Origin of the sequence: Pseudomonas sp. R32 (assembly GCF_009866705.1) — a bacterium.
GTDB lineage: Bacteria > Pseudomonadota > Gammaproteobacteria > Pseudomonadales > Pseudomonadaceae > Aquipseudomonas > Aquipseudomonas donghuensis.
In genome coordinates, this window is record NZ_CP019396.1 from 1,349,299 (window position 1) to 1,375,769 (window position 26,471).

Sequence of the window (26,471 nt, forward strand, 5' to 3'; positions counted from 1 at the left end):
TGGGACAATCCTGTTCAGGGGCGCCGCCCGGGTGATGGCGCCGTGTTGCTTAGAATCTTTCGCTGGTTGCCAGGTAGCGCCACTGGCCTAGTGGCAGCTTGCTCATGGCGACGCCGCCCAGGCGGATCCGGCGCATGCTCACCGGGGTGACCCCGACGCTGCTGCAGAGCAGGTTGATGAGCCCGGCGGGCGGGTTCTTCAGGACCATGCGCAAGCGCGTTTCGTTCTGCCAACTGGCCTTGATCTTTGGCAGTTCATTGCCCTTCCAGTTGAAGCCACGGTTCAGCCGTTCCAGGCCGTGGGCAATCATCTCGCCGCTGACTTCGACGATGTATTCCTGCTCGAGCTTGGCCAGGTCGGCATTGAGCTTGCGGGTCACGCGCCAGTCCTGGGTGAACACCTGCAGGCCGCTGGCGCCTTCTTGCAATGGCGCGGCGCAGCTCAGGCGGGCGAAGTGGCCCTTGAGCGGGCGACGGCTGTAGCTGTGCTCTTGCGAGAGGGTGTCGGCGCTGATGCTGGCACAGGCGCTGTCGACGTCCAGTTCGGCGGGCTGGTTGAGCAGCAGGGTGACCGGCTCCAGGGCTTCGGCTTTGGCACCCTGGCGCAGTTCGACCTTGTGCTCGGTGACCTTGAACTGCGGCTCGTCGATCACGGTGCCGTTCACCGTGACCCAGCCGCCCTCGATGTACAGCTCGGCCTCCCGCCGGGAGCAACCGACCAGTTCGATGAGGCGTTTGGAAAGGCGAATGGGTTCAGACATGACGACAGCCGTAGGCACAGGGAAAGGTGCCTATTGTAACTGCCCCGGCTGGCTTGGGGCCGGGAACATTCGTCGATCCGACCATTAATCTGCTATTTCGCGGCATTTCAGAGGAAGATTACACAAGCCTTCAGCCGGAGCGGGCAGACTGCGTACGAATTAGCCTCATATGAAGTAGGGGGTAGGGCTGGCCCATGCCGTCCGTTTCCGAGCGGCCGACCACCTCAAAGCCCTGGTGCAGGTAGAAGCCAAGGGCCTGGGCGTTCTGCTCATTGACGTCCAGTTGCTCGGCGTGCAGCTCGTCAATGGCCACCCGCAGCAGCCGTGAGCCCAGGCCCTGGCCGCGTGCCTCGGGGTCGATGAAGAGCATCTCCACCCGCCCGCAGGCGACCCCGGCAAAGCCGCGGATACGCTGCCTGGCGTCTTTGCAGCAAATCAGCATCACCGCGTCCAGGTACTGGGTCAGCAGCAGCTCGCGCAGCAGGCAGATGTAACTGTCGGGAAGAAAGTCATGGGTGGCACGCACGGAGGCTTCCCACACCCGCGCCAGCTCCGGGTAGTCGCTGAGGCTGGGCGTCTGCACGGTCATCTGCCTGCGCATGGCGGTGCTCTCCTCGGGGCAATTGAGGAAACGATAGTTGCAAAAAAAAGCCCCGCCATTGCTGGCGGGGCTTTTTTACCGGCGCCGAATCAGATCGGTTCGGCCCACATGTCGTACTCGTCGGCGTCGGTTACCCGGCAACGAACCGTGTCGCCCGGCTTGAAGCCGTGGTTGCCGTCGATGAACACGTTGCCGTCGATTTCCGGGGCATCGAAGAAGCTGCGGCCAACCGAGCCTTCTTCTTCGACTTCATCGATCAGCACGTCGATTTCCTTGCCGATGCGCAGTTGCAGGCGTGCGGTGCTGATGGCCTGCTGGTGGGCCATGAAACGGTCCCAGCGCTCCTGCTTGATGTCGTCCGGCACTTCGTCCAGGCCCAGGTCGTTGGCCGGGGCGCCTTCGACCGGCGAATACTGGAAGCAGCCGACGCGGTCGAGCTGGGCTTCGGTCAGCCAGTCGAGCAGGTACTGGAAGTCTTCTTCGGTTTCACCCGGGAAGCCGACGATGAAGGTCGAACGGATCACCAGCTCAGGGCACTGCTCGCGCCAGTTCTTGATGCGCGCCAGGGTGCGGTCTTCGAAGGCCGGGCGCTTCATCGACTTGAGCACTTTCGGGCTTGCGTGCTGGAACGGGATATCCAGGTACGGCAGGATCTTGCCGGCTGCCATCAGCGGGATCACGTCATCGACGTTCGGGTACGGGTACACATAGTGCAGACGCACCCAGGCACCCAGGCTGCTGAGGGCTTCGCACAGCTCGAGCATGCGCGTCTTGACCGGGCGACCGTTCCAGAAGTCAGTCTTGTACTTGACGTCGACGCCGTAGGCGCTGGTGTCCTGGGAGATCACCAGGATCTCCTTGACCCCGGCCTTGACCAGGCGCTCGGCCTCGCTCAGCACTTCACCGACCGGACGGCTGACCAGCTTGCCGCGCATCGACGGGATGATGCAGAAGCTGCAGCTGTGGTTGCAGCCTTCGGAAATCTTCAGGTAGGCATAGTGGCGCGGGGTCAACTTGACGCCCTGAGGCGGTACCAGGTCGATCAGCGGGTTATGGTCCTGGCGCGGCGGCACGACTTCGTGCACGGCATTGACCACCTGCTCGTACTGCTGGGGACCGGTCACCGATAACACGCTCGGGTGCACATCGCGGATGCTGCCTTCCTCGACACCCATGCAGCCGGTGACGATGACCTTGCCGTTTTCCTTGATGGCTTCGCCAATCACTTCCAGGGACTCGGCCTTGGCGCTGTCGATGAAGCCGCAGGTGTTGACCACCACCACGTCGGCGTCCTCGTAGGTGGGCACGACTTCATAACCTTCCATGCGCAGCTGGGTCAGGATGCGCTCGGAATCGACCAGGGCCTTGGGGCAACCCAGGGAAACGAAGCCGACCTTGGGCGTGGTGGGCGTAGGGGTGGTGGACATGACTAACCTCGGTGTTGAAGGGCTTGCGGGGCCGGGCAGGCGGGCAAACCTGATGGGCGCTTTGGGCGCCTCTGATCAAAAAGTGCGCAATTCTAGCGAGCGCAAAGTCACTTGACCAGCAGAAATACGACGAACGCTCAGCTATGCTTCGCGGCAGTGTGCCTGTGTCTGGTGCAAGGGGCCTGGTGGCGGGAGTGATGGATGGTTCAGGCAAGTAGTCAGGCCGATTCCGGGCATTCGGTGGCAAAGCCGTTGAGCCTGCTGGTGGCGGCGGTCGGAGTGGTTTACGGCGATATTGGCACCAGCCCCTTATATACCCTCAAGGAGGTGTTTTCAGGCGGTTATGGCGTACCGGTCAATCATGATGGGGTGCTGGGCATCCTCGGCCTGATTTTCTGGTCGCTGATCTGGGTGGTGACGATCAAGTACGTGGTGTTCATCCTGCGCGCCGACAACCAGGGCGAGGGCGGCATCATGGCTTTGACCGCCTTGGCCCGGCGCGCTTCGACGCCGTACCCGAAGCTCAAGGCGCTGATGGTCGGCTGCGGCCTGATCGGCGCGGCGCTGTTCTACGGCGACAGCATGATCACCCCGGCGATTTCGGTATTGTCGGCGGTAGAGGGCCTGGAGCTGGCCTTCGACGGCATCGACCACTGGGTGATACCGGTGGCGTTGATCGTGCTGGTGGCGCTGTTCCTGATCCAGAAGCATGGCACGGCGCGCATTGGCATCCTCTTTGGTCCGGTGATGGTCACCTGGTTCGTGGTGCTCGGCGCCCTGGGCGTGCATGGCATCGCCCAGAGCCCGGAGGTGCTCAAGGCTTTCAACCCGGTATGGGCGGTGCGCTTCTTTATTGTCCACCCGGGCATGGGCGTGGCGATTCTTGGCGCCGTGGTGCTGGCCCTGACCGGCGCTGAAGCCCTGTATGCCGACATGGGCCACTTTGGCCGCAAACCCATTGCCCGCGCCTGGTTTGCCCTGGTGCTGCCGGCGCTGGTGCTCAACTATTTCGGCCAGGGCGCGCTGTTGCTGCAAAACCCGGAGGCAGCGCGCAACCCATTCTATCTGCTGGCGCCGAACTGGGCGCTGATACCGTTGGTCGGTTTGTCCACCCTGGCCACAGTGATTGCCTCCCAGGCGGTGATTTCCGGGGCCTTCTCCCTGACCCGCCAGGCCATTCAGCTTGGCTATGTGCCGCGCATGCAGATCCAGCACACCTCCAGTGACGAACAGGGGCAGATCTATATAGGTGCGGTGAACTGGTCGCTGATGGTCGGGGTGATTCTGCTGGTGCTGGGCTTCGAGTCTTCCGGGGCGCTGGCCTCGGCCTATGGCGTGGCGGTGACTGGCACCATGTTGATGACCACCCTGCTGGTGTCGACGGTGATGTTGCTGCTGTGGAAATGGCCGCCGCTGCTGGCGGTGCCGATTTTGCTGGGTTTTCTCTTTGTCGATGGCCTGTTCTTTGCCGCCAACGTGCCGAAAATCGTTCAGGGCGGGGCTTTTCCGGTGCTGGCGGGGATTGTCCTGTTTGTCTTGATGACCACCTGGAAGCGCGGCAAGCAGATTCTGGTCGAACGCCTGGACGAGGGCAGCCTGCCGTTGCCGTTGTTTATCAGCAGCATTCGCGTGCAGCCGCCGCATCGGGTCGAAGGCACGGCGGTGTTTCTCACCGCACGTGCGGATGCCGTGCCTCACGCGTTGTTGCATAACATGCTGCACAACCAGGTGCTGCACTCGCAGGTGGTGCTGTTGACCGTGGTCAGCGAGGACACCCCGCGGGTGCCGGCGCAGCAGCGCTTTGAAGTCGAGGCGTATGGCGAGGGTTTCTATCGGGTGCTGTTGCACTTTGGCTTTATGGATGAGCCGGATGTGCCAGCGGCGTTGAAGCTCTGTCATCTGGAAGGGCTGGATTTCAGCCCGATGCGTACCACCTATTTCCTCAGCCGCGAGACGGTGATTGCGTCGCGGCTGGTGGGCATGGCGCGTTGGCGGGGGCTGTTGTTTGCCTTTTTGCTGAAGAATGCCAACGGCAACTTGAGGTTCTTCAATTTGCCGTTGAACCGGGTGATCGAACTGGGGACGCAGGTAGAGATCTAGGGAGCGGCAAGCCTCAAGCGTCAAGCTGCAAGCTAGAGCAAATCGCGCACGGCTCTAGCTTGCAGCTTGAGGCTTGTAGCTTGCAGCTGCGCGCCAAGGCGCGCTTCAATCCTGCTCGGCGACGCTGGTCTTGCCCTGGCGGTTTTCGATGTCACCGATCAGGCGCTTGGCCAGCGCCGGGTAGTTTTCGTCGAAGTGATGCCCGCCAGGCAGCTTCAGGCGCTCGCCGACCGCAGTATGGTCGGTACAGCCGCTCTCGTCCGCCTCTTCCTCGCCATACACGCAGACCACCTTGGCGGCCGGCAATTTGGCCATCTCCGGTCCGGTCGGTGCTTCCTTGCCGGCATTGCCCAGCCAGCCCTCGACTTCGATTTCGAAGCTGCCGCTGCGGGCAAAGGCCAGCAGGATCACCGCATCGATGCGCTTCTGGTCTTCGGCTGGCAAGCGGTTGTAGATCGCCGGCAACACGTCGGCCCCGAAGGAGTAGCCGGTCAGCACGAAGCGTTTGGTGCCCCACTTCTGCCGGTAGTGCTGCATCAGCTCGGAGAGGTCGATGGCGCTCTGCTCCGGGGTCTTGTGTTGCCAGTAGTAGCGCAGGGTGTCGATGCCGACCACCGGGTAGCCGAGCTTGGCCATCTCACCGGCCACGTCGCGGTCTAGGTCACGCCAGCCGCCATCGCCAGAAAGAAACAGGGTCACGGTATCGGTGGTCTGCCCGGCAGGCACCTCGACCACCGGGATGCTCATGGCGTTGCCATCCTCCCCCACCAGCGCCTGGGTCAGTTGGGCCTTGAGCACCTGTGGCAGATGGATGTCATAGTCGCTGATGCTGGTCTCGGCGTTCGGCTGGTCGCGGACGAACGCCGCGCTGGCGTCATCCGGGTTGTCGTTCCAGGCCACGCTCCAGTGGCCGTGGGCGGCAGACTTGGGCAGCGGCGTGGCGCAGCCGGGTTGTTCGAGCGTGAAGTCCACCGAGATTGCCTGGGCCTTGTCATCGGTCTGACTGGCGAGCCAGTTCCAGGCCTGGGCCGCTCCAGGACCGATCCCGGCCACCAGGGTCGGGGTACCCTGGAGTTGTTGCAGTGCTTGCTGCAGGGCTTGCTGCTGCTTGCTGCAATCGGCAGGTGGAAGGATCACCTGGACCATCTGCGCTTCACCGCTTTGGCTCAGGTCGAGCAGTTGCTTCTCGCTCAGGGCCTGGTCCTGGGGCACGGCGATGGCCACTCGCGCCTTGGTACGGGTGCCCGGGTTGACCCGGATCAGGCTGCTGCCATCGCTCAGGCTCAGGTGTTCCAGGCTCGCCTCGGGAGCCGGGCGGGTCCATAGCCAGAAGCCCAAAGCGGCAGCCAGCAAGGCCAACAGCAGGGGTACCAGTAGATACAGCCAGTAACGTCGAATCATCAGCGTTTCACCAATCCAGTCAGGCCGCCCGCGATCAGGGCGGCGGTGTCGGCCAGTGCCACCAGCGGATCGAGTCCGGCCGGCACGGCCATGTAGCGAGGTTCCCAGTCCGGCTGGAACTTGTCCTTGAAGCGGCGCAGCCCCTGGAAGTTGTAGAGTTGCTCGCCGCGCTGGAACACCATCGAGCCCAGGCGCTGGGTCAGTGGCGCGCCGCGCCGTGGTTGCAGCCCGGAAAGTGGCACCATACCCAGGCTGAAGCGCCCATAGCCGTGCTGCTTATAGTGCTGGATCAAGCCGATCATCATGTATTCCATGGTCAGCTTCGGCGCTTCGGGATGGGCGCGCATCAGGTCGAGGCTGGCCAGTTCCAGGCTGCGGGTTTCCAGCAGGTTGGCAAACGCTACCGGGCGCCCTTCGAAGCGGATCAGGGCAATGCGAAAGTGTTGCAGGTACTCAGGGCTGAAGCGGCCAAGGGAGAAGCCTTTCTCGCGCACGTTCTTGCCGCTGAGCCAGGCATCGGAGATGGCCTTGAGTTCTTCCAGCGGGGCTTGCCCCGGCTCGTGCACTTCGAGGCTGAGACCGTCGCGGCCGCCGCGGTTCCAGGTGTAGCGCAGGTCTTTCATTTCCTTGCCTTTGGCGTCGAGGTCAAAGCGCTTGAGGTCGACTCGGGCCTCTTCGCCCAGTTTGATTGCGGTCAGGCCGATGTCCATATAGAAGGGCAGGTTCTCCGCGCGCACCTGGTAGAACACCGGGCGGGCGTGATGCACGTCGCACAGGTCGCGGAACTGCCAGATCATCTCGGCGCGCTCATGTGCCGGGCCGATCGGGTCATACAGCGCCACCAGGCTGCGACCACGGCGGGCATACATGAGGAAGGCATCGTCATTGGGGTGGAACAGCAAGGCCTTGTCGCCGGTCAGTGCCAGGCCGCCGTCGGGTTGATCGGAGGCTTGCAGGATAGCGTTGGCGCGTTGCAGTTCTTCGCTCGTGGGCAGGTGGATGACTGGCCGTGCAGTGCGCAGCAACCAGGTCAGGGCGACGATCACCAGCAGCACCGCGCTGCCCAGTGCCGAGCGCAAGCCGCGTGGGGCATCGGCATCGAGGGTGAACTGCCACCAGAGTTGATGGCTGTACGGCACATCCTGATAGGCAAACAGCAGTAGCCATACCGACGCGCCCAGTACGCAGGCACTGGCGACAAGATAAACCGGTGAGAACGGCAGTTCCAGCAAGCGGCTGGGGCGGTAGAAGGAGCGCCGGAAGACGGCCAGCAGGCAGGCGGTAAAGGTCAGGATGCTGGCCTCTTCCCAGTCGAAGCCCTTGAGCAGCGAGAGCAGGGCGCCGACCAGCAAGAGGATGGTGGTCAGTATCCAGGCGGCCGACAGGCGCCGCCGCAGGCCCTGGGCCAGCAGCAGGCACAGTACGCCAATCAGGCTGGCGCCGAAGTGCGAGGCGTCGATCAATCGGTGCGGCACCAGGAACCCCAGGTGTTCCAGGCGCTCATCAATTTCCGGCGTGGCGCCTGAAAACAGCAGCACCACGCCGGAGAGAAACACCAGCACCGCCAGCACCGGGGCTGCCAGCCCGGATGCCGCCCTGATCGCCTGCTGGGCAAACAGCAGGCGCCTGGCTTCGCTGGCAAGCAGCAGGACGCAGGCCAGCAGCAGTGGCAATACCACGTAGATCAGGCGATACAGCAGCAGGGCGGCGGCCAGCGGCGCGGCCCCCAGCTGGTCGGCAAAGGCCGCCAGCAGGATCGCCTCGAAGACCCCGACGCCGCCGGGCACATGGCTGAGTACCCCGGCTGCCAGCGCCAGCAGATACACCAGCAGGAAGGCGCCAAACGGCGGCGCCTGCGGCAACAGCAGGTAAAGCACCGTGGCGGCAGCGGCAACGTCCAGGGCGGTAATCAGCAGTTGCAGCAGGCTCAGGCGCGCGCCGGGCAGGCGCAAGGTGCGCCGGCCTGCTTGCACCAGCAGGTTGTCAGCCAATGGTTGTTCGGGCAGTCGCCGACGGTACAGGCCATAGACCAGCGCCGCGCTCAGGCCAAGTACTGCCAGGGCGATCGCTGCCAGCAGCGCAGGCGACAGGTGCAAGGCTGAAGCGGTGGCAGGCAGGTTGCTCAAGGTTGCCAATGCCGCCAGGGGCGGCAAGGCGCAGCCAAGGGACAGGCTGGCAAACAAGGTCATCCGTGCCACTTCTGCGGCCCCGATACCGTGGCGGGCGTACAGGCGATAGCGCACCGAGCCACCGGACAGCAGCGACAGGCCGATGGCGTTGCCGATGGCAAAGGCACTGAAACCGCCCATGACCAGGGTGCGCGTCGGTAACTGAACGCCGGCGTAGCGGCTGGCCGACCACTCATAACCGAGCAGTATGACGAAGCCGGCAACCGTGGCCAGCAACGCGCCGGCCAATGCTGTTGGCGGCACGCTGAGCAGCGAATCGTGCAGGGCATAAATGTCCAGCTCGCTGAGCAGATGACGGCAGGCGATCAGTGCGACAGCGAACAGCAGCAAGGTCACGCCCAGGCCGATGGGCTGGCGGTACTTGCTCAGGCGTTCGAGCCAGCGCAGGCGATGCTCGGCATTGGGCAGTGCGGCAGTAACAGGAGCGTGTGTTTCGGGTGGCTGGGTGCGCATCAACCACCTCGTGGCTTGCGCGCGACAAGCAGGGTGTATCCGGTCAAAGTACCAATCCCTATGGAGACGTAATGGCCGGTATGATCGGGCCGCTGAGCACCTTGAGGATAGTTAAAGAAGTTTCATATTGCCTGAGCGGCAGGGGGAGGGCGCGGTAAGGGGAATTGCTTGAGGTACAGACGCAAAAAAGGCCACTTTTTTCAAAGTGGCCTTTTCTGTTGTTTGGTTGCGGGAGCCGGATTTGAACCGACGACCTTCGGGTTATGAGCCCGACGAGCTACCAGACTGCTCCATCCCGCGTCTGTGGGGCGGATTCTACAGCGTTGGGCTTGGCTGTCAACGCTTAATTGTTGATTTACAATAAAAAATTGCCTGGAGCTTTATTCCGGGCAAAGAAAAAGGCCACTCGTGAGAGTGGCCTTTCCTGAATCTGGTTGCGGGAGCCGGATTTGAACCGACGACCTTCGGGTTATGAGCCCGACGAGCTACCAGGCTGCTCCATCCCGCGCCTGTGGAATGAGATTCTACAGTTTTGCCCGTGGCTGTCAATAGCTCATTTACAGAAATCCTTTTTCCTTCAATCGCTTAGCGCGCCCGAAAAGGGCTGCAGGCTAGCTGGGGCGGGCCTTGCAGGGTATCTGGCGGAGAATAAATTAGTTGTGATGCGTGGGCCGCTATCGGGTGAGATACTGCTTACATCACTTTAAACCTGTTCTTACGCTACCTATGTCTCAACGCAAGATCATCCATATCGACTGCGATTGCTTCTACGCCGCCATCGAAATGCGCGACGACCCGCGTCTGCTCGGGCGGCCGTTGGCGGTGGGCGGTGCGGCGGAGCGGCGTGGGGTGATCGCTACCTGCAACTATGAGGCGCGGGCGTTCGGGGTGCGTTCGGCGATGTCCTCGCGGCATGCCCTCAAGCTGTGCCCGGACCTGTTGATCGTCAAGCCGCGCATGGATGCGTATAAGGAAGCCTCGCGAGAAATTCACAGTATCTTTCGCGAGTACACCGATCTGATCGAGCCCTTGTCACTGGATGAGGCTTACTTGGATGTGTCGGACAGTTCCTGGTTCGCCGGCAGCGCCACCCGTATTGCGGGGGATATTCGCCGTCGGGTTGCCCAGCAGTTGCATATCACCGTGTCAGCCGGCGTCGCGCCGAACAAGTTCCTGGCCAAGATCGCCAGCGACTGGCGCAAACCCAATGGGCTGTTTGTGGTCACCCCCAATGAGGTCGAGGACTTTGTTGCCGCCTTGCCGGTCAGCAAGCTGCACGGGGTAGGCAAGGTCACCGCTGACAAGATGGGCCGCCTGGGCATCAGCAATTGCCTGGAGCTGCGTGACTGGAGCCGTCTGGCCCTGGCCCGTGAATTCGGCAGTTTTGGTGAGCGGCTGTGGGGGTTGGCGCGAGGGATCGATGACCGACCGGTACAGAACGACAGTCGTCGTCAGTCGGTCAGCGTGGAAAACACCTACGATGCCGATCTGCCGGACCTGGCCAGCTGCCTGGAGAAACTCCCGGAGCTGATGGAAACCCTTGCCGGGCGTATGGCCCGTATCGACGACAGTTATCGCCCGGGCAAGCCGTTCGTTAAAGTGAAGTTCCATGATTTCAGCCAGACCACACTTGAACAGTCAGGGGCGGGGCGTGACCTTGGCAGCTATCAGCAATTGCTCAGCCAGGCCTTTGCCCGTGGTGGCAAGCCGGTGAGGCTGTTGGGGATCGGCGTGCGCTTGCAGGATTTGCGCGGCGCCCATGAACAGCTGGAACTGTTCACTCAGGACTGAGGAGGGCAGCGCCAGCAGGCTGGCGCTATCCGGGTAACGCGCAGGTCAGTGTACGCCGGGGTCGGCAACCAGGCGGCCAGCGTCCTTGGTCAGCGACTTGAGGAATTCCTGTTGCAGTTCCGGATCGTTGCGGGTCAGCTCGATCAGGCTTTGCTCCAGTTCACTGGCTTCTTCTTCCAGGCCCAGCTCCGACAGACGCTTGACCCGATGCACCCACTGGCTGACTTCATCGTCTTCCAGGTCATCGAAAATCAGTTCGTGGGCTTCCACCAGTTTGCCGCGCAAGTTGCTGCTGATCAGCAGGCTGGCATCGCCACGCACATTGGTGTCTTCATCCGCCACCTGCAGGTGCAGGGTGCCGATATGGGTCAGGTTCTGCTCGCTGAACGGGCTGTCGAGCAGGTTCAGCTGCAGTACGCCATTACGGTCGGTGGTCAGCTCGTGATTCACCTTGCCAGCCATGACCGTTACCGGCCGCTCGCTCCATGGCACGCTGGCGTACTCCTGACGCTTGTCCTTCTGCACCTCGGTGATGCCTGCCAGGTTCTGCTGCGCACGACCGTTGGACTGGGCGTTCATGAACGGGTTGAGGCCGTCGAAGCCATAGCTCAACCAGTCACGGGTAACGCTGTCGGGCAGGTTGCCCAGGGCAAAGACGTTGACCACGTTGGCGCCGACACCGGCAACCACCGCCACCGCGCCCAGCGGAATCTCGTAGACTTCGCGCCAGGGCTGGTAAGGCGTGTAGCGATCGTAGCGACGAGTCACTTCGAACTCGGTGACTTCGAAGTTCTTCTGCTCATGGATGCGCACACGCCGCTGCGGCAGTTCGAGTACCTTGGGGTCTCCGACATCGATCTGCAGGCTGTGTTCGAGCAGCTTGCGCTCGATGCGCTCCTCATGTTCGCTGCGCTGGGACATCTGGTTGGCGCAACCGCTGAGGAGCAGGGCGCCGCACAGTGCGGCGCCCCCCAGGTTGATGGTACTTCGCTTGAACATGATTACTCTTGCGTTGGCTTAGCGACGAATGCGGGCTTGCAGGAACGACAGCACCTCGGCCACTGGCAGCGGCTGTGCGTCACGCTCGGTACGGTGCTTGTATTCCAGGTTGCCGTCAGCCAGGCCGCGGTCGCTGACCACGATGCGGTGTGGAATGCCGATCAGTTCCATGTCGGCGAACTTGATCCCCGGGCTGGTTTTCTTGTCGCGGTCATCCAGCAGCACTTCGAAACCGGCGGCGGTCAGTTCGGCATACAACTTGTCGGTGGCTTCGCGAACCTGTTCGGTTTCGTAGCGCAGCGGCACCAGGGCGATCTGGAACGGTGCCAGGGTATCGCTCCAGATGATGCCGTTCTCGTCGTAGTTCTGCTCGATGGCTGCGGCAACCACGCGCGATACGCCGATACCGTAGCAACCCATGCTCAGGGTCACCGGCTTGCCGTTCTCGCCCAGCACCTGGCACTTGAGTGCTTCGCTGTACTTGGTGCCGAGCTGGAAGATGTGCCCGACTTCGATGCCGCGCTTGATCACCAGGGTGCCCTGGCCATCCGGGCTTGGGTCGCCTTCGACGACGTTGCGCAGGTCGGCCACTTGCGGAACCGGCAGATCACGCTCCCAGTTGACGCCGAAGTAGTGCTTGTCGTCGATGTTGGCGCCAATGCCGAAGTCGCTCATCAGGGCGACCGAGCGGTCGATGATGCATGGCAGCGGCAGGTTCAGCGGGCCGAGGGAACCGGCGCCGGCGCCAATGGCGTTGCGCAGTTCTTCATCGCTGGCCATGACCAACGGGCTGGCAACCTCTGGCAGGTTGGCGGCCTTGATTTCGTTGAGTTCGTGGTCGCCACGGACGATCAGGGCAATCAGCTTGCCTTCTTCGGCGGCGTGGACGATCAGGGTCTTGACGGTCTTTTCGATCGCCAGGGCATAGTTTTCGACCAGTTGGGTGATGGTCTTGGCGTCCGGAGTGTCGACCAGGCGCAGCGCTTCGGTCGGCGCAGGGCGCTCGGTTTCCCGTGGGATGGCCTCGGCCTTCTCGATGTTGGCGGCGTAGTCGGAGCTGTCGCTGAAGATCACATCGTCTTCACCGGACTCGGCCAGCACGTGGAACTCGTGGGAGTAGCTGCCACCGATCGAGCCGGTGTCAGCCTGCACTGGGCGGAAGTCCAGGCCCAGGCGGGTAAAGATGTTGCTGTACGCCTGGTGCATGCGATCGTAGGTTTCCTGCAGGGAAGCCGGATCGGCATGGAAGGAGTAGGCGTCCTTCATGATGAACTCGCGACCACGCATCAGGCCGAAGCGCGGACGGATCTCGTCACGGAACTTGGTCTGGATCTGGTACATGTTCAGTGGTAGCTGTTTGTAGCTGTTGAGTTCGTTGCGGGCCAGGTCGGTGATGACCTCTTCGTGGGTCGGGCCCACGCAGAACTCGCGACCGTGACGGTCCTTGAGGCGCAGCAGCTCGGGGCCGTACTGTTCCCAGCGGCCGGACTCTTGCCACAGCTCGGCAGGCTGGATGGCCGGCATCAGCACTTCAAGGGCGCCAGCGGCGTTCATTTCCTCGCGGACCACGGCTTCGACCTTGCGCATTACCCGCAGGCCCATCGGCAGCCAGGTATAAAGGCCGGATGCGAGCTTGCGGATCATGCCGGCACGCAGCATCAGCTGATGGCTGATGACGACCGCGTCGGAAGGAGTTTCTTTCTGGGTAGCGAGCAAATATTGACTGGTGCGCATGGTAGGCCGTTGTCGGTTGCTTAAGACTTTAAATGACCCCGCATTGTACGGGGGCGATTCGGTGACGTACAGGATGCCGGAGCGCGAAGGCGTTGTCAGCCCGAATCGAGACAAGAAAAAGCCCGGCAGTGCCGGGCTTCTTCGTACTGGGGATACTGAAACCCTAAGGCTTACAGGATGCTCAGCGGGTACTCGACGATCAGGCGCAGTTCGTCGATCGATGGCGAACCGTAGTAAACGCCGTCGCCGGAACGGTAGGTGGCTTGACGAATGCGGAAGCTCAGGTCTTTGGCCGGACCTTCCTGCAGGACGTACTTGGCCTCGATATCGCGTTCCCATTCCTTGCCGTTGTCGGTGCCTGTGACGTTGGCGCCGGTACCTTTGACATAACGGGTCATGAAGGTCAGGCCTGGAACGCCGTATTCGGCGAAGTTCAGGTCGTAACGTGCCTGGTAGGATTTCTCGTCTTCGGCGTTGAAGTCGGAACGGGCGATGGAGTTGGCCAGGAAAATGGTACCGCCGCCGTCGATGCCGTAGGCATAGTCGCCGTCACCGGTAACTTTCTGGTAGGCCAGGGTGAAGGTGTGCGCGCCAATGTTGTAGGCGCCCGACAGGCTGAACGCACGGTTATCAAGTTTGTCACCATCGAATGCGGTAACGTTGGCCGCGCCGTCGCTCTTGGTGTCATAAATGTTGAAGTCGAACACCAGGCCTTGCTTGTCGCTGATCGGCAGTGCCCAGTTGACGTTGGCGTAGTATTTGCGCCAGTAGTCTTCGACCTTGGAATAGTAGAGGCTGGTGCTCAGGGTGTCGGTGAAGGCATAGGTGCCGCCGAATACGTCGGCCTGGGTCAGGCCTGGGTTCTTGACCCAGGTAGTGCGGTTCTTGCCACCGATGCTGTCGTGGTAGGACTGCGATTGAGCATTCAGTGCTGTGAAGTGACCGGCGTTCAGCTCAAGGCCTTTGATTTCCTTGCTGGTAACCAGGAAGCCTTCGACGGTTTCCGGCAGCAGACGGCTGTCGTCGGTCGCCAGAACTGGCAGGGCGGTGAACTGGGTGCCGTATTTCAGCACGGTGTCGGAGATGCGGAACTTGACCGCCGCGCCACCTTCGGAAAACGAGTCTTGCGAACGGCCATCCTCGCCCAGCGGGAACTGGCCGGTGCCGGCGCGACCCTTGCCACTGTCCAGTTTCAGGCCGAGCATGCCGATGGCGTCGACACCGACACCTACGGTGCCTTGGGTAAAGCCCGACTGGAAGGTGCCGAGGAAGCCCAGGCCGGTTTCTTCAACGCGGCTTTGTTCATCATTAGGCACGTTACGGAAGTCACGGCTAAAATACAGCATGCGGGTTTTGACATTGAGTTTGCTGTCTTCAACAAAGCCCTTGGACTCATCCTGAGAAGAGGCCACTGCCATCTGCGAGGTGCCGGCTGCAACAGCCAGGGCGATTATGCTCCACTTCATCACGCGCATCGTGATTTGCTCCTTTGGTTTTTAGGAAGAGTACTGCCGTCGCTGTTTGATTTTTTTATACAGCGCGGCTCTTTCTTTTTGTGTCGGCGGAAATGTATATCACGCTGACCATCGTTGGCGATATGGGGGCAAAGAACCTTTCGGTAACTTTACGGTCATGTCGCTAACCGTTATGTCCTTGTCGCAAATCACGCCCCGTTTTTCGCGGGCCGTACAACTCCAGCGCTGTTTCAGGCGGTTTAAGGATAGGTAAAAAACGCTAGCCCGCACCTTCTGAAACTCCCTGGTTACCCCATGCAGCTGTTGTTAATTTGTCGCCGCTCACCGCTTCAATGCAGATGGCGTGCCGACTGTGGTGGATGACAATGCAACAAGCGTGCACAAAATCGAACAGGGTTCACGAAATTTTCACTTTTCTGCAGTGCAGGGCGGCCAGGTGCCGAGAAACCGGGGGTCAAAGAACCTTTGGTTAGCCGTCGGCGCTTACCATGGAATAACTGAAAAAGTTGCCCGTAAAGTCAAAGCGTTACCGCTGAAGGCTAAAGCTGAGTAGTTTGTGGATGTTCGGTGGGCGAGGAGGGGATGGGTGGCTTCATTTTGGTGCGAAAAGTAGCGTTTTATCGATCGGGCACCGTAACACCCGTTCGTCTGCAGGCCTTTTTTCAGCCGGTTGGGGGCCAAAACAGTGCGTCTCTTCATTTATACGGCAGCAGGCAATGCCGCGGCAGCCGATCAGGAGTATCCTGCTGGCTGTGGCTCGCGGTGCTTGCGTGGGCGAGGTATTGTGCTGTTGTAGGAGATTTCGCTGTGTTTGTTCTGGATCAACGTCTTCAACAAGACACCTTGTGCCTGGGTGACTTTCCACTATGTCGCCTGCTGCTGAGCAAGGATGCCAACTATCCCTGGTTTATCCTGGTGCCGCGCCGTGCGGATATCAGTGAATTGTTTCAACTTGATGACAAAGATCAGCAGCAACTCTGGAAAGAAACTACAGCCTTGGCGCAGGTGCTCAAGGATACCTTTGCCGCCGACAAGATGAATGTGGCGACCCTCGGCAATGTAGTTAGCCAGCTACATATGCACGTCATTGTTCGTCGTCGCACTGATCCGGCCTGGCCGGCGCTTGTTTGGGGCAATAAGCCTGCGATTGAATATTCGCCACAACAGTTGGCCGATGTTCGTTTGCGCCTGGCCGAGGTATTGGTTGACGATTTTCAGTTCATGGAGGCTTGAATCATGACCCTTGAAGCGCGGGTGACCGAGTTGGAAAGTCGGCTGGCCTTTCAGGACGATACCTTGCTGGCCTTGAACGATGTGCTGGTCGAGCAGCAGCGGGTCGTTGAACGCCTGCAGTTGCAAATGGCGGCGCTGCTCAAGCGCTACGAAGAAATGGTCGGCCAGTACCAGGCCAGTGAAGAAGAAGCACCGCCGCCCCATTACTGATTCTGGGGTGTAAAAAAACCGCGATGGGCAGTGATGCCGTCGCGGTTAATGAGATGGTCACCCCGACACCCTGCGAGGGCTACGCTTTCGCAGGGTGTTTTATTTCCGGAGGCCATCACCATGAGCGATTTGGCACTGGTCGGTATCGACCTAGGCAAACACACCTTCCATTTGCACGGCCAGGATAAGTCCGGCCGAGAGCTGTTTCGCAAGAAACTCTCACGACAGCAAATGATGCGGTTTTTTGCCAATTTGCCAGCGTGCACCGTGGTTATGGAAGCGTGTGCCGGTGCACACTTCGTCGCTCGCGAGCTGGCTGCCTTAGGGCATCAGGTCAGGCTGATCTCGCCTCAATTCGTTAAGCCCTTTGTCAAAGGCAATAAAAACGATTTCGTCGATGCGCAAGCAATCTGCGAAGCCGCTTCACGCCCCTCGATGCGTTTCGTTTCGCCCAAGACCGAAGCCCAGCAGACCCTTTCTGTGTTGCATCGCCTACGCGAGTCACTAATCCGCGACCGCACCAAGGCCGTCAACCAGATGCATGGGTTCTTGCTTGAGTTCGGCATTAGCTTGCCGCAGGGGCTGGCGGTCATGAAGCGTCTGTCTGCTGTACTGGCGGAGCACGAGCTGCCTGTTCGGCTGACGGTGCTACTGCAACGTCTGCACGGCCATTTTGTGTATCTGGACGAGCAAATTAAGGAGCTGGATAAAGAGCTGGCAGGCCAGCTGGCCGACGATGATCTAGGGCGTCGTTTGCTGAGCATGCCCTGTGTCGGGCCGATCACCGCCAGCCTGCTGGCTGTGGAAATGGGCGACGGCCAGCAATACGGCTGCAGTCGAGATTTTGCGGCATCTCTAGGCTTGGTGCCCAGGCAATACAGCACAGGCGGCAAAGCTAATTTGCTAGGTATCAGCAAGCGTGGCGACAAGAATCTGCGACGGCTGTTGGTGCAATGCGCCAGAGTCTACATGCAGCACCTGGAGCGGCAGAAAGGGCCGTTGGCGGACTGGGTGCGAGCACTTCTGACGCGGCGGCACTCAAACGTAGTCGCCTGCGCGCTGGCCAACAAGCTCGCCCGCATAGCTTGGGCGATTTCTGCTCACCACACCCAATACGAAACAGGGCCAGGCGCCTTGAGCGCCTGACCCTGCGGTTGTTGCTGTACCACGACTCACCTTTCAGGTTTTGCGATAGCTGAGCAATAGATGAACTGAACGGCCTACCGGCCTGGCGAAGATCCTGGCATAAAAATCGGCTCTCGAAGCCGAGCGGTTTTTAAGGATCGTCAGGCGCGACTCTCATCGTGGCGCGGGGCTTGCCCCAATTTGACGCCGGATAGATTTAAGCAAGCCAACCATTTCATCCGTTAATCAGTATTGCAAAAAATGGGGTGACCATAGATTTTTGTGGCTGGCGATCAGCGTCGTGGCGCGGCAATCACATCTTCGGCCTGCAGGCCCTTGTCACGGTTCATGACCGAGAACTCGACACGTTGACCTTCGACCAGGACACGATGGCCCTCGCCGCGAATGGCGCGAAAGTGAACGAAGATGTCATCGCCCGAGTCGCGGGAGATAAAGCCGAAACCCTTGGACGTGTTGAACCACTTCACGGTACCGGTATCGCGATTGGACATGTCGTACTGGGTGTTCTGGCTGCGTGAGGCCGTGTTTTTGGCGAAGCCGGCAATCAGATGCAGGACGCTGGCCAGCAGGGCGCAGGCCAGCGCTGGCAGGTTGCCGAGCTCTGGACGGGCCAGCAGGGTCACGGTCTGCAGGATCACGGCAAGCACCAGCAAGGCGCTGGCAGCACGCTGCAGATGTTGCCGTACGCCCCGGTAATGCTGGGGAAGCACGGGAGCAATGACCAGGTTGAGCAGGCCGAAGAGTGCCAGATAAACGGCCTCCGGTTGCTGCAGGAAGGGAATGGCTTCGGTTCTGAGGCTGGGTATGAAGGACAGCAGCAAAGCTGCAACGCCCGTCAACAGGTGGACGATCTTGAACATGTTGGTTGGCTCACATTGATAAGGCGGATCACAGGAAGAGCTGACTTCACGGCGCGCACGGGTCAAAAAGCGCAAAAACGTGAAAAAGGTCAGCCTATGCGCCCGCGCAATGACAATCGGCGCGGGCGGCACGCTGCCTATTTAACAGCAAAGCCCCGGGCTTCTCAAATCAGTGGCCCACCGTGTGTCGCGCGGCCTGCAGCCCTGTGTCGCAGGCACGAGGCTGCAGGGGCTGAAAACTCTTGGTACAGTGGTTTGTACCCGCTTGATCAGCAAGCACTAAGCAAAGGGGAACTGCATGGCAATCGATATCGGTATCAGCGAAGAAGATCGCAAGTCCATCGTCGAGGGTTTGTCGCGCCTGTTGTCGGATACTTATGTACTTTATTTGAAGACCCACAACTTCCACTGGAATGTCACCGGCCCGGCGTTCCGTACCTTGCACCTGATGTTTGAAGAGCAGTACAACGAACTGGCCCTGGCCGTCGATTCAATTGCCGAGCGTATTCGCGCCCTCGGCTTCCCGGCGCCCGGCGCTTATTCGATCTATGCGCGGCTTTCCTCTATCAAGGAGGAGGAGGGCGTGCCGGCCGCCGACGAAATGATCAAGCAACTGGTAGAGGGCCAGGAGGCGGTCACCCGCACGGCGCGCAGCATCTTCCCGGTGCTCGACAAGGTCAGCGACGAGCCGACCGCCGACCTGCTCACCCAGCGCATGCAGGTGCATGAAAAGACCGCCTGGATGCTGCGCTCTCTGCTCGAAGGAAAGTGATCTTCGCGTTTCTCGAGCCCACTGCAAACGCCCGAACTTGTTGTTGAGTTCGGGCGTTTTAGTTCGTGTGGAAGTGGTTTCCGGTGTTTCAAGTACCGGGTTTATTACCGAGTCTTCCTACAGGCAGAGTGAGTGAGTCTGCTGGCACCGACCGACGGCACGGCGCTTTATTAAGGGCATGTTCCGGCGTGCACAGCGCACGCGGGTTTGTTTCCTGGTTAAAACAGTGGCGTGGTACGACTATGTCGGCATGGATGAACCATACAGGGCGCACAGGTGGTGCGCACAAGGAAGGCGTCGATCCGTTCGAGGCAGATTTCAATATGGGCCTGGCCCAGCCGTTATCGCGTTCGGTGCGCCTGAACGGCTTTGCCACCTGCCTGCGCCTTGAGGAGATCTACTGGACCATTCTCGAGCGCATCGCCGAGGCCAACCAGTGCACGGTCAACGCGGTGCTGTCGTATGTAGACCGTGAGGTTCACTTGCGTCATGGCGGGGTTAAAAATTTCAGCGGGCTGATCCGCGTGGTCTGCGTGGTCTACCTGTTGGGGGCGAAGGTGACACGCTAGTCGGTTGCCGGGCTGCACAGCACTCCTTAACCATATATAATCCCGCGCTTTACTGCCTGAACCAGCCTGCGCTGTGGTTAACGAGACACGCCTATGCCCATGTACGACTATCAATGTGCTTCCTGCAACCACCAGATGGAAGCCCTCCAGAAGCTCAGTGCCGCACCGCTGACCGATTGTCCGGCGTGTGAGCAGCCTGCGTTGAAGAAGCTGATCTCGGCCCCGGGGTTCCGCCTGGGCGGTACGGGCTGGTACGAAACCGACTTCAAGACCGGTGCGAAAAAGAACCTGGCAGGCGGCGACAAGGCCGACTGAGTTGATTGCCCCGGCAGGGTCTTGCACTATTAGCCCTTTGGGGCTGCAGGGCCTCCACTGAACATACGAATGACGAGAAGCGAAACCACCATCATGATGCGCAGCCATTATTGCGGCCAACTGAACGAGAGCCTGGAAGGTCAGGAAATTACCCTTTGCGGATGGGTCCATCGTCGCCGCGACCACGGCGGGGTGATTTTCCTCGATATCCGTGATCGCGAAGGCATGGCCCAGGTCGTCTTCGACCCGGATCGCGCAGCAAGCTTCGCCGCCGCCGATCGCGTGCGCAGCGAATACGTGGTGCAGATCACCGGCAAGGTGCGTCCGCGTCCGGCGGGTGCGGTCAACGCCAACATGGCGTCTGGCGCCATCGAAGTGCTGGGTTACGAGCTGACCGTACTGAACGAAGCAGAAACGCCGCCGTTCCCGCTCAACGAATACTCCGACGTTGGCGAAGAAACCCGCCTGCGCTATCGCTTCATCGACCTGCGTCGCCCGGAAATGGCCGAGAAGCTGCGCCTGCGCTCGCGGATCACTACCAGCATCCGCCGCTTCCTCGATGAAAACGGCTTCCTCGACGTCGAAACGCCGATCCTCACCCGTGCCACCCCCGAGGGCGCGCGTGACTACCTGGTGCCAAGCCGTACCCATGCCGGTAGCTTCTTCGCCTTGCCGCAATCGCCGCAGCTGTTCAAGCAACTGCTGATGGTGGCCGGCTTCGACCGCTACTACCAGATCGCCAAGTGCTTCCGTGACGAAGACCTGCGCGCCGACCGTCAGCCGGAATTCACCCAGATCGACATCGAGACCAGCTTCCTCGATGAGTCCGAGATCATGGGCCTGACCGAAAGCATGATCCGCAAGCTGTTCAAGGAAGTCCTGGACCTGGAATTCGGCGAATTCCCGCACATGACCTTTGAAGAAGCCATGCGCCGCTACGGTTCCGACAAGCCGGACCTGCGTATCCCGCTGGAACTGGTCGACGTTGCCGACCAGCTCAAGGAAGTCGAATTCAAGGTCTTCAGCGGCCCGGCCAACGATCCGAAGAGCCGCGTTGCCGCCCTGCGCGTGCCGGGTGGCGCGAGCATGCCGCGCAGCCGCATCGACGAGTACACCAAGTTCGTGGGCATCTACGGTGCCAAGGGCCTGGCGTACATCAAGGTCAACGAGCGCGCCAAGGGCGTCGACGGCCTGCAGTCGCCGATCGTCAAGAACATCCCAGAGGCCAACCTCAACGTGATCCTTGATCGCGTGGGCGCGGTCGATGGTGACATCGTGTTCTTCGGCGCCGACAAGGCCAAGATCGTCAGCGAGGCGCTGGGCGCCCTGCGCATCAAGGTCGGTAACGATTTCAACCTGCACACCTGCGAGTGGGCCCCGATGTGGGTGGTTGACTTCCCGATGTTCGAAGAGAACGACGACGGCAGCTTCACCGCCCTGCATCACCCGTTCACCGCGCCAAAATGCAGCCCCGAAGAGCTGGAGGCCAACCCGGCCACCGCGCTGTCGCGTGCCTACGACATGGTCCTCAACGGTACCGAGCTGGGTGGCGGTTCGATCCGTATTCACCGCAAAGAGATGCAACAGGCGGTCTTCCGTCTGCTGGGTATCGAAGCGGCTGAACAGGAAGAGAAATTCGGCTTCCTGCTCGACGCCCTGAAGTTCGGCGCACCGCCGCACGGCGGCCTGGCCTTCGGCCTGGACCGTCTGGTGATGCTGATGACCGGCGCCCAGTCGATTCGCGAAGTGATTGCCTTCCCGAAAACCCAGAGCGCCGCGTGCGTCATGACCCAGGCCCCGGGCCTGGTCGATGCCAAGGCCCTGCGTGAGTTGCATATCCGTCTGCGCGAACAGCCCAAGGCTGAGTAAGCGGACCCCGGGCGCATCCACATGGATGCGCCTTTGCGTTAAGGCGCATGAATTTCAAGGTCTCGGTCGGGCATGAGCGCGGCCGGGGCGTGGCATTGTTACAAAGGATTCGGAGTGCGTTATGGCTGGTCATTCCAAGTGGGCAAACATCAAGCACCGCAAAGAGCGCCAGGATGCCAAGCGAGGCAAGATCTTCACCAAGTGGATTCGTGAGCTGACCGTTGCCGCCAAGCAGGGCGGTGGCGACCCGGCCTCCAACCCGCGCTTGCGCCTGGCCCTGGACAAGGCGCTGGGAGCGAACATGAGCCGCGACATCATCGACCGGGCGGTTGCCCGTGGTGCTGGCACGGCCGAAGCCGACAACGTCGAAGAACTCAGCTACGAAGGTTACGGCCCCGGTGGCGTGGCGATCATGGTCGAGGCCATGACCGACAACCGCAACCGTACCGCAGCTGCGGTGCGTCATGCCTTCAGCAAATGCGGTGGTAACCTCGGTACTGATGGCTCGGTGGCCTACCTGTTCGAGCGCAAGGGGCAGATCAGTTTTGCCGCTGGCGTCGACGAAGATGCGCTGATGGAAGCGGCGATGGAGGCCGATGCCGACGACGTGGTCAGCAACGACGACGGCTCGTTCGATGTCTTCACCTCGTTCAACAGCTTCTATGCCGTGCGTAATGCCCTGGAAGAGGCCGGTTTCAAGGCTGCCGACGCCGAAATCGTCATGCAGCCGACCACCAGTGCCGAACTCGACCTGGACGGCGCGCAGAAGGTACTCAAGCTGATCGACATGCTTGAAGACCTGGACGACGTGCAGAACGTCTACTCCAATGCCGAAATTCCTGACGAAGTCATGGAGCAGCTCGGCTAAGCTTCGCTTCTGGTTTGTCCGAGGCCGGATCCGCCTGCAGATGCATTGCACCTGCGAGCCGGTCCGGCTTCTGTTTTTAGTACGGCGCGATCACGCGTCATTGAGTATGCAGGCGTTATGACTCTGATTCTTGGCATCGACCCTGGCTCGCGCATCACCGGCTATGGCGTGGTGCGCCATACTGGGCGCGGCTGCGAGTATGTGGCGTCCGGCTGTATCCGTACCGGCGCGGGCGAGCTGCCGGAGCGACTGCAGATCGTGTTTCGTGGCGTGCGCGAGATCATTCGCCAGCACGGCCCGGTGACCATGGGCATCGAGCGGGTGTTCATGGCACGCAACGCCGATTCGGCGCTCAAGCTCGGCCAGGCCCGCGGCGCGGCCATCGTCGCCGCCATCGAAGAAGGCCTGGAGATTGCCGAGTACAGCGCCACCCAGGTCAAGCAGGCGGTTGCCGGCACGGGTGGCGCCAACAAGGAGCAGGTGCAGATGATGGTCATGCACCTGCTTAAACTGACGCAGAAACCGCAGATCGACGCCTCCGACGCCCTGGCCATCGCCTTGTGCCACGCCCATACCCGCTCAAGCCTGGTGCCCCATGGCCTGGGGGCGGCGCGCAGTCGCAGTGGGCGTTTGCGGCTCTGATAGCATCATCTGCTGAAACACATTTTGCCCGGGCAATGCCATCGGCCATTGCATTTGCTGTTAGGGTTGACCGGTCGTTTGCCGGTGCCCAAGAGGAAGGATCGGAACGTGATTGGACGTTTGCGCGGAACCCTGGCTGAAAAGCAGCCGCCGCACCTGATTGTCGATGTCAACGGCCTGGGCTACGAGCTCGAAGTGCCGATGACCACCCTGTACCGTCTGCCCAAGGTCGGTGAAGTGGTGACCTTGCACACCCACCTGGTGGTGCGCGAGGACGCTCATCTGTTGTATGGCTTTCATGAAAAGCGCGAGCGCGAGCTGTTTCGCGAGCTGATCCGTCTCAATGGCGTGGGTCCCAAACTGGCCCTGGCATTGATGTCGGGCCTGGAGGTCGACGAACTGGTACGCTGTGTCCAGGCCCAGGATGCTTCGGCCCTGGTCAAGGTCCCGGGGGTTGGTAAAAAGACGGCTGAGCGCCTGCTGGTCGAGCTCAAGGATCGTTTCAAGGCCTGGGAAACCTCTCCGGCCATGTTTGCCCTTGTGCCCAATGGTCCGCTACCGATTGCCAGCGTCTCCAGCGCCGAAGCGGATGCCGTCAGCGCGCTGATTTCCCTGGGCTACAAGCCTCAGGAAGCCAGCAAGGCCGTGGCCGCGGTGGATGCCAAGGGTCTGAGCAGCGAAGAGCTGATTCGTCGCAGTCTGAAGGGAATGATCTAAGTGATTGAAGCTGACCGCCTGATAGCCGCCACCGGACGTGACCGTGAAGAGGTCCAGGACCGGGCGATCCGCCCCTTGCGCCTGGCCGAATACATCGGCCAGCCGGTGGTGCGTGAGCAGATGGCCTTGTTCATCGAGGCTGCCCGTGGGCGCAACGACTCCCTCGACCACACCCTGATCTTCGGTCCGCCGGGGCTGGGCAAGACCACCCTGGCCAACATCATCGCCCAGGAAATGGGCGTGTCGATCAAGAGCACCTCAGGGCCGATCCTCGAGCGTCCGGGGGACCTGGCCGCCTTGCTGACCAACCTCGAGCCTCACGATGTGCTGTTCATCGACGAAATCCATCGCCTGTCGCCCATCGTCGAAGAAGTGCTGTACCCGGCCATGGAAGACTTCCAGCTCGATATCATGATCGGTGAGGGGCCGGCGGCGCGCTCGATCAAGCTCGACCTGCCACCCTTTACCCTGGTCGGCGCCACCACGCGGGCCGGCATGCTGACCAACCCGCTGCGCGACCGTTTCGGCATCGTCCAGCGCCTTGAGTTCTACAACACCGAGGACCTGGCGACCATCGTCAGCCGTTCCGGTGGCATTCTCGGCTTGCCGATCGAAGACGAAGGCGCCTTCGAGATCGCCCGCCGGGCCCGTGGCACGCCGCGGATCGCCAATCGCCTGCTGCGGCGGGTGCGCGACTACGCCGAGGTGCGCGGCAAGGGCCATATCACCAAGCCGGTCGCCGACATGGCGCTGAACCTGCTGGATGTCGACGAGCGCGGCTTCGACCACCAGGACCGGCGCCTGCTGCTGACCATGATCGAGAAGTTCGATGGCGGCCCGGTCGGGGTCGACAGCCTGGCTGCGGCCATCAGTGAGGAGCGCCACACCATCGAGGATGTGCTCGAACCCTACCTGATCCAGCAGGGCTACATCATGCGCACGCCACGGGGGCGGGTGGTTACCCGTCACGCCTACCTGCATTTCGGCCTGAACATCCCCAACCGCCTGGGCGAATCGATCAGTGGCGAGGGTTTTTCTGCCCAGACCGATGAATGACAGATTTATCCAGCGTTTCTGTGGTCCTAACCGCGGGCATGCCTCAGTCGCGCTGGCAATACGACATAATCGATGAAAAACAGTTGCCGGGGCGGATTGGCAAGCTGAGGAGTTAGCACTAGAGTATGCGCGCGCAAAATGAGCTAGAGCCGTTCGCACATCGTTGTCGTGTCTATTACGAAGATACCGATGCCGGCGGCGTGGTGTATTACGTCAATTACCTGAAATTCATGGAACGTGCCCGCACCGAGCGGTTGCGTGACCTGGGCTTTGCCCAGTCGGCACTGGCGCAGGACAACCTGCTGTTCGTGGTCCACTCCAGCGAGGCGCGCTATCACGCGCCAGCGCGGTTGGACGATGAATTGCGGGTTACCGCGCAAGTGCTTGAATTGAACCGCGCCAGCCTGCGCTTCGTGCAGCAGGTATGGCGCGAAAAAGATGCAACGCTGCTCTGTGAGGGGCAGTTCCTGGTGGCCTGTGTGCGCGCCGATACTTTCAAACCCCGGGCCATCCCCCAAGCGCTGCGCGCGGCCTTTGCCGAGGCGGGCGATCCGGGTACTCATTCAAATGCAGGAGATTAAGCGTGGAAGCTAACGTCGTCGACCATACCTCCATGTGGAGCTTGGTCAGCAATGCCAGCATCGTGGTACAGCTGGTCATGCTGATTCTGGTGGCCGCATCGGTAACGTCATGGATCATGATTTTTCAGCGCAGCACCATGCTGCGCGCCGGTCGTCGTGCGCTGGACAGCTTTGAAGAGCGCTTCTGGTCGGGTATCGACCTGTCCAAGCTGTACCGTCAGGCTGGCAGCAACCCGGACCCTGATTCGGGCGTAGAGCAGGTGTTCCGCGCCGGCTTCAAGGAGTTCTCGCGTCTGCGCCAGCAGCCGGGCGTCGACCCCGATGCGGTCATGGAAGGCGTTGGCCGGGCCATGCGCGTCGCCATCTCCCGCGAGGAAGAGAAGCTCGAGCAGAGCCTGCCGTTCCTCGCCACTGTCGGTTCGACCAGCCCGTACATCGGCCTGTTCGGTACTGTCTGGGGCATCATGAACTCGTTCCGCGGCCTGGCCTCGGCGCAGCAAGCGACCCTGGCCACCGTGGCCCCGGGTATCGCCGAAGCCCTGATCGCCACCGCGATCGGCCTGTTCGCCGCGATCCCTGCGGTTATTGCCTACAACCGTTTCGCTGCCCGCAGTGAAGTCTTGATCGGCCGCTACTACACGTTCGCCGACGAGTTCCAGGCCATCCTGCACCGTAAAGTGCACACCAGCGAAGAGTGATCAGG

Annotated in this window: 24 protein-coding genes and 2 tRNA genes; 15 read left to right on the plus strand and 11 right to left on the minus strand. The window is 61.1% G+C overall.

From position 1 onward, the window contains the following. Positions 1–49: 49 nt before the first annotated feature. From PspR32_RS06175 to rimO, 3 genes are all read right to left on the minus strand, one after another. Positions 50–760, minus strand: a complete 711-nt coding sequence (locus PspR32_RS06175) for an rRNA pseudouridine synthase (protein WP_010224753.1) — start codon at positions 758–760, stop codon at positions 50–52. Positions 761–890: 130 nt separating this feature from the next. Next, complete coding sequence (locus tag PspR32_RS06180; protein WP_036994119.1) at positions 891–1,361, minus strand: GNAT family N-acetyltransferase; 471 nt, start codon at positions 1,359–1,361, stop codon at positions 891–893. 89 nt (positions 1,362–1,450) lie between these two features. Further along, a complete protein-coding gene (gene rimO, locus PspR32_RS06185; RefSeq protein WP_010224750.1) occupies positions 1,451–2,788 on the minus strand; it encodes a 30S ribosomal protein S12 methylthiotransferase RimO in 1,338 nt (445 codons plus the stop codon). Between the two features lie 201 nt (positions 2,789–2,989). On the opposite strand from rimO, the gene PspR32_RS06190 reads away from it, so the two are divergent. Then, entirely contained in the window at positions 2,990–4,888 is a 1,899-nt protein-coding gene (locus tag PspR32_RS06190; RefSeq protein ID WP_010224748.1) for a potassium transporter Kup, read from the plus strand. A gap of 105 nt (positions 4,889–4,993) precedes the next feature. On the opposite strand, the gene PspR32_RS06195 is transcribed toward PspR32_RS06190, so the two are convergent. The 4 genes from PspR32_RS06195 to PspR32_RS06210 form a co-directional block, all read right to left on the minus strand. Then, the gene (locus tag PspR32_RS06195) at positions 4,994–6,289 is read right to left on the minus strand and encodes a virulence factor family protein (protein WP_010224747.1); all 1,296 of its coding nucleotides are present in this window, start codon (positions 6,287–6,289) and stop codon (positions 4,994–4,996) included. Next, complete coding sequence (gene mprF, locus PspR32_RS06200; RefSeq protein ID WP_036994126.1) at positions 6,289–8,931, minus strand: bifunctional lysylphosphatidylglycerol flippase/synthetase MprF; 2,643 nt, start codon at positions 8,929–8,931, stop codon at positions 6,289–6,291. The genes PspR32_RS06195 and mprF overlap by 1 nt, the downstream gene beginning before the upstream one ends. Before the next feature lie 223 nt (positions 8,932–9,154). After that, positions 9,155–9,231, minus strand: a tRNA-Met gene (locus PspR32_RS06205). 131 nt (positions 9,232–9,362) lie between these two features. Next, positions 9,363–9,439, minus strand: a tRNA-Met gene (locus PspR32_RS06210). Positions 9,440–9,657: 218 nt separating this feature from the next. Between PspR32_RS06210 and dinB the strand changes: the two genes are divergently transcribed. Then, positions 9,658–10,722 (plus strand): DNA polymerase IV, encoded by a 1,065-nt coding sequence (dinB, locus tag PspR32_RS06215; protein WP_159388218.1) that lies wholly within the window; start codon positions 9,658–9,660, stop codon positions 10,720–10,722. 45 nt (positions 10,723–10,767) lie between these two features. On the opposite strand, the gene PspR32_RS06220 is transcribed toward dinB, so the two are convergent. From PspR32_RS06220 to PspR32_RS06230, 3 genes are all read right to left on the minus strand, one after another. Further along, a complete protein-coding gene (locus PspR32_RS06220) occupies positions 10,768–11,721 on the minus strand; it encodes a lipoprotein (RefSeq protein ID WP_036994131.1) in 954 nt (317 codons plus the stop codon). Between the two features lie 18 nt (positions 11,722–11,739). Further along, positions 11,740–13,455: a proline--tRNA ligase gene (locus tag PspR32_RS06225; RefSeq protein WP_010224734.1), complete on the minus strand. Its 1,716-nt coding sequence runs from the start codon at positions 13,453–13,455 to the stop codon at positions 11,740–11,742. 170 nt (positions 13,456–13,625) lie between these two features. After that, entirely contained in the window at positions 13,626–14,930 is a 1,305-nt protein-coding gene (locus PspR32_RS06230; RefSeq protein WP_010224732.1) for an OprD family porin, read from the minus strand. Positions 14,931–15,737: 807 nt separating this feature from the next. Here PspR32_RS06230 and PspR32_RS06235 point away from each other — a divergent pair. The 3 genes from PspR32_RS06235 (at position 15,738) to PspR32_RS06245 (ending at position 17,519) form a co-directional block, all read left to right on the plus strand. Beyond that, positions 15,738–16,163, plus strand: coding sequence for an HIT family protein (locus PspR32_RS06235; RefSeq protein WP_159389361.1), 426 nt, complete (start codon positions 15,738–15,740; stop codon positions 16,161–16,163). 3 nt (positions 16,164–16,166) lie between these two features. Further along, complete coding sequence (locus PspR32_RS06240) at positions 16,167–16,373, plus strand: SlyX family protein (RefSeq protein WP_010224728.1); 207 nt, start codon at positions 16,167–16,169, stop codon at positions 16,371–16,373. 120 nt (positions 16,374–16,493) lie between these two features. Next, the gene (locus PspR32_RS06245) at positions 16,494–17,519 is read left to right on the plus strand and encodes an IS110 family transposase (protein WP_159388107.1); all 1,026 of its coding nucleotides are present in this window, start codon (positions 16,494–16,496) and stop codon (positions 17,517–17,519) included. 272 nt (positions 17,520–17,791) lie between these two features. Here the strand turns inward: PspR32_RS06245 and PspR32_RS26500 are convergent, their stop codons facing one another. Further along, complete coding sequence (locus PspR32_RS26500) at positions 17,792–18,379, minus strand: cold-shock protein (protein WP_036994135.1); 588 nt, start codon at positions 18,377–18,379, stop codon at positions 17,792–17,794. 298 nt (positions 18,380–18,677) lie between these two features. Between PspR32_RS26500 and PspR32_RS06255 the strand changes: the two genes are divergently transcribed. The 10 genes from PspR32_RS06255 to tolQ all read left to right on the plus strand — a co-directional run bounded on the left by PspR32_RS06255 (position 18,678) and on the right by tolQ (position 26,466). Beyond that, a complete protein-coding gene (locus PspR32_RS06255; RefSeq protein ID WP_010223201.1) occupies positions 18,678–19,151 on the plus strand; it encodes a Dps family protein in 474 nt (157 codons plus the stop codon). A 242-nt stretch (positions 19,152–19,393) separates the two neighbouring features. Beyond that, entirely contained in the window at positions 19,394–19,720 is a 327-nt protein-coding gene (locus tag PspR32_RS06260; RefSeq protein WP_026001328.1) for a ribbon-helix-helix domain-containing protein, read from the plus strand. A gap of 93 nt (positions 19,721–19,813) precedes the next feature. After that, a complete protein-coding gene (locus PspR32_RS06265) occupies positions 19,814–20,035 on the plus strand; it encodes an FmdB family zinc ribbon protein (protein ID WP_010223199.1) in 222 nt (73 codons plus the stop codon). A 93-nt stretch (positions 20,036–20,128) separates the two neighbouring features. Next, complete coding sequence (aspS, locus tag PspR32_RS06270; protein WP_010223198.1) at positions 20,129–21,904, plus strand: aspartate--tRNA ligase; 1,776 nt, start codon at positions 20,129–20,131, stop codon at positions 21,902–21,904. 121 nt (positions 21,905–22,025) lie between these two features. Then, positions 22,026–22,772, plus strand: a complete 747-nt coding sequence (locus PspR32_RS06275; protein ID WP_010223197.1) for a YebC/PmpR family DNA-binding transcriptional regulator — start codon at positions 22,026–22,028, stop codon at positions 22,770–22,772. Positions 22,773–22,889: 117 nt separating this feature from the next. Further along, positions 22,890–23,414 carry a crossover junction endodeoxyribonuclease RuvC gene (gene ruvC / locus PspR32_RS06280; protein WP_010223196.1) on the plus strand — a complete coding sequence of 175 codons (525 nt, stop codon included), beginning with the start codon at positions 22,890–22,892 and terminating at the stop codon, positions 23,412–23,414. A 108-nt stretch (positions 23,415–23,522) separates the two neighbouring features. Next, positions 23,523–24,131: a Holliday junction branch migration protein RuvA gene (gene ruvA, locus PspR32_RS06285; RefSeq protein ID WP_010223195.1), complete on the plus strand. Its 609-nt coding sequence runs from the start codon at positions 23,523–23,525 to the stop codon at positions 24,129–24,131. Continuing rightward, positions 24,132–25,187 carry a Holliday junction branch migration DNA helicase RuvB gene (ruvB, locus tag PspR32_RS06290; protein ID WP_159388219.1) on the plus strand — a complete coding sequence of 352 codons (1,056 nt, stop codon included), beginning with the start codon at positions 24,132–24,134 and terminating at the stop codon, positions 25,185–25,187. A gap of 125 nt (positions 25,188–25,312) precedes the next feature. Next, positions 25,313–25,768 (plus strand): tol-pal system-associated acyl-CoA thioesterase, encoded by a 456-nt coding sequence (gene ybgC / locus PspR32_RS06295; RefSeq protein ID WP_045193538.1) that lies wholly within the window; start codon positions 25,313–25,315, stop codon positions 25,766–25,768. 2 nt (positions 25,769–25,770) lie between these two features. Next, the gene (gene tolQ / locus PspR32_RS06300; RefSeq protein WP_010223192.1) at positions 25,771–26,466 is read left to right on the plus strand and encodes a protein TolQ; all 696 of its coding nucleotides are present in this window, start codon (positions 25,771–25,773) and stop codon (positions 26,464–26,466) included. Positions 26,467–26,471: the final 5 nt, after the last annotated feature.

What these genes read in the sequence shown, in the direction of transcription:
- PspR32_RS06175 (WP_010224753.1), bottom strand. Translation starts at nt 760, where the DNA reads ATGTCTGAACCCATTCGCCTTTCCAAACGCCTCATCGAACTGGTCGGT.
- PspR32_RS06180 (WP_036994119.1), bottom strand. Translation starts at nt 1,361, where the DNA reads ATGCGCAGGCAGATGACCGTGCAGACGCCCAGCCTCAGCGACTACCCG.
- rimO (WP_010224750.1), bottom strand. Translation starts at nt 2,788, where the DNA reads ATGTCCACCACCCCTACGCCCACCACGCCCAAGGTCGGCTTCGTTTCC.
- PspR32_RS06190 (WP_010224748.1), top strand. Translation starts at nt 2,990, where the DNA reads ATGGTTCAGGCAAGTAGTCAGGCCGATTCCGGGCATTCGGTGGCAAAG.
- PspR32_RS06195 (WP_010224747.1), bottom strand. Translation starts at nt 6,289, where the DNA reads ATGATTCGACGTTACTGGCTGTATCTACTGGTACCCCTGCTGTTGGCC.
- mprF (WP_036994126.1), bottom strand. Translation starts at nt 8,931, where the DNA reads ATGCGCACCCAGCCACCCGAAACACACGCTCCTGTTACTGCCGCACTG.
- dinB (WP_159388218.1), top strand. Translation starts at nt 9,658, where the DNA reads ATGTCTCAACGCAAGATCATCCATATCGACTGCGATTGCTTCTACGCC.
- PspR32_RS06220 (WP_036994131.1), bottom strand. Translation starts at nt 11,721, where the DNA reads ATGTTCAAGCGAAGTACCATCAACCTGGGGGGCGCCGCACTGTGCGGC.
- PspR32_RS06225 (WP_010224734.1), bottom strand. Translation starts at nt 13,455, where the DNA reads ATGCGCACCAGTCAATATTTGCTCGCTACCCAGAAAGAAACTCCTTCC.
- PspR32_RS06230 (WP_010224732.1), bottom strand. Translation starts at nt 14,930, where the DNA reads ATGCGCGTGATGAAGTGGAGCATAATCGCCCTGGCTGTTGCAGCCGGC.
- PspR32_RS06240 (WP_010224728.1), top strand. Translation starts at nt 16,167, where the DNA reads ATGACCCTTGAAGCGCGGGTGACCGAGTTGGAAAGTCGGCTGGCCTTT.
- PspR32_RS06245 (WP_159388107.1), top strand. Translation starts at nt 16,494, where the DNA reads ATGAGCGATTTGGCACTGGTCGGTATCGACCTAGGCAAACACACCTTC.
- PspR32_RS26500 (WP_036994135.1), bottom strand. Translation starts at nt 18,379, where the DNA reads ATGTTCAAGATCGTCCACCTGTTGACGGGCGTTGCAGCTTTGCTGCTG.
- PspR32_RS06255 (WP_010223201.1), top strand. Translation starts at nt 18,678, where the DNA reads ATGGCAATCGATATCGGTATCAGCGAAGAAGATCGCAAGTCCATCGTC.
- PspR32_RS06260 (WP_026001328.1), top strand. Translation starts at nt 19,394, where the DNA reads ATGTCGGCATGGATGAACCATACAGGGCGCACAGGTGGTGCGCACAAG.
- PspR32_RS06265 (WP_010223199.1), top strand. Translation starts at nt 19,814, where the DNA reads ATGCCCATGTACGACTATCAATGTGCTTCCTGCAACCACCAGATGGAA.
- aspS (WP_010223198.1), top strand. Translation starts at nt 20,129, where the DNA reads ATGATGCGCAGCCATTATTGCGGCCAACTGAACGAGAGCCTGGAAGGT.
- PspR32_RS06275 (WP_010223197.1), top strand. Translation starts at nt 22,026, where the DNA reads ATGGCTGGTCATTCCAAGTGGGCAAACATCAAGCACCGCAAAGAGCGC.
- ruvC (WP_010223196.1), top strand. Translation starts at nt 22,890, where the DNA reads ATGACTCTGATTCTTGGCATCGACCCTGGCTCGCGCATCACCGGCTAT.
- ybgC (WP_045193538.1), top strand. Translation starts at nt 25,313, where the DNA reads ATGCGCGCGCAAAATGAGCTAGAGCCGTTCGCACATCGTTGTCGTGTC.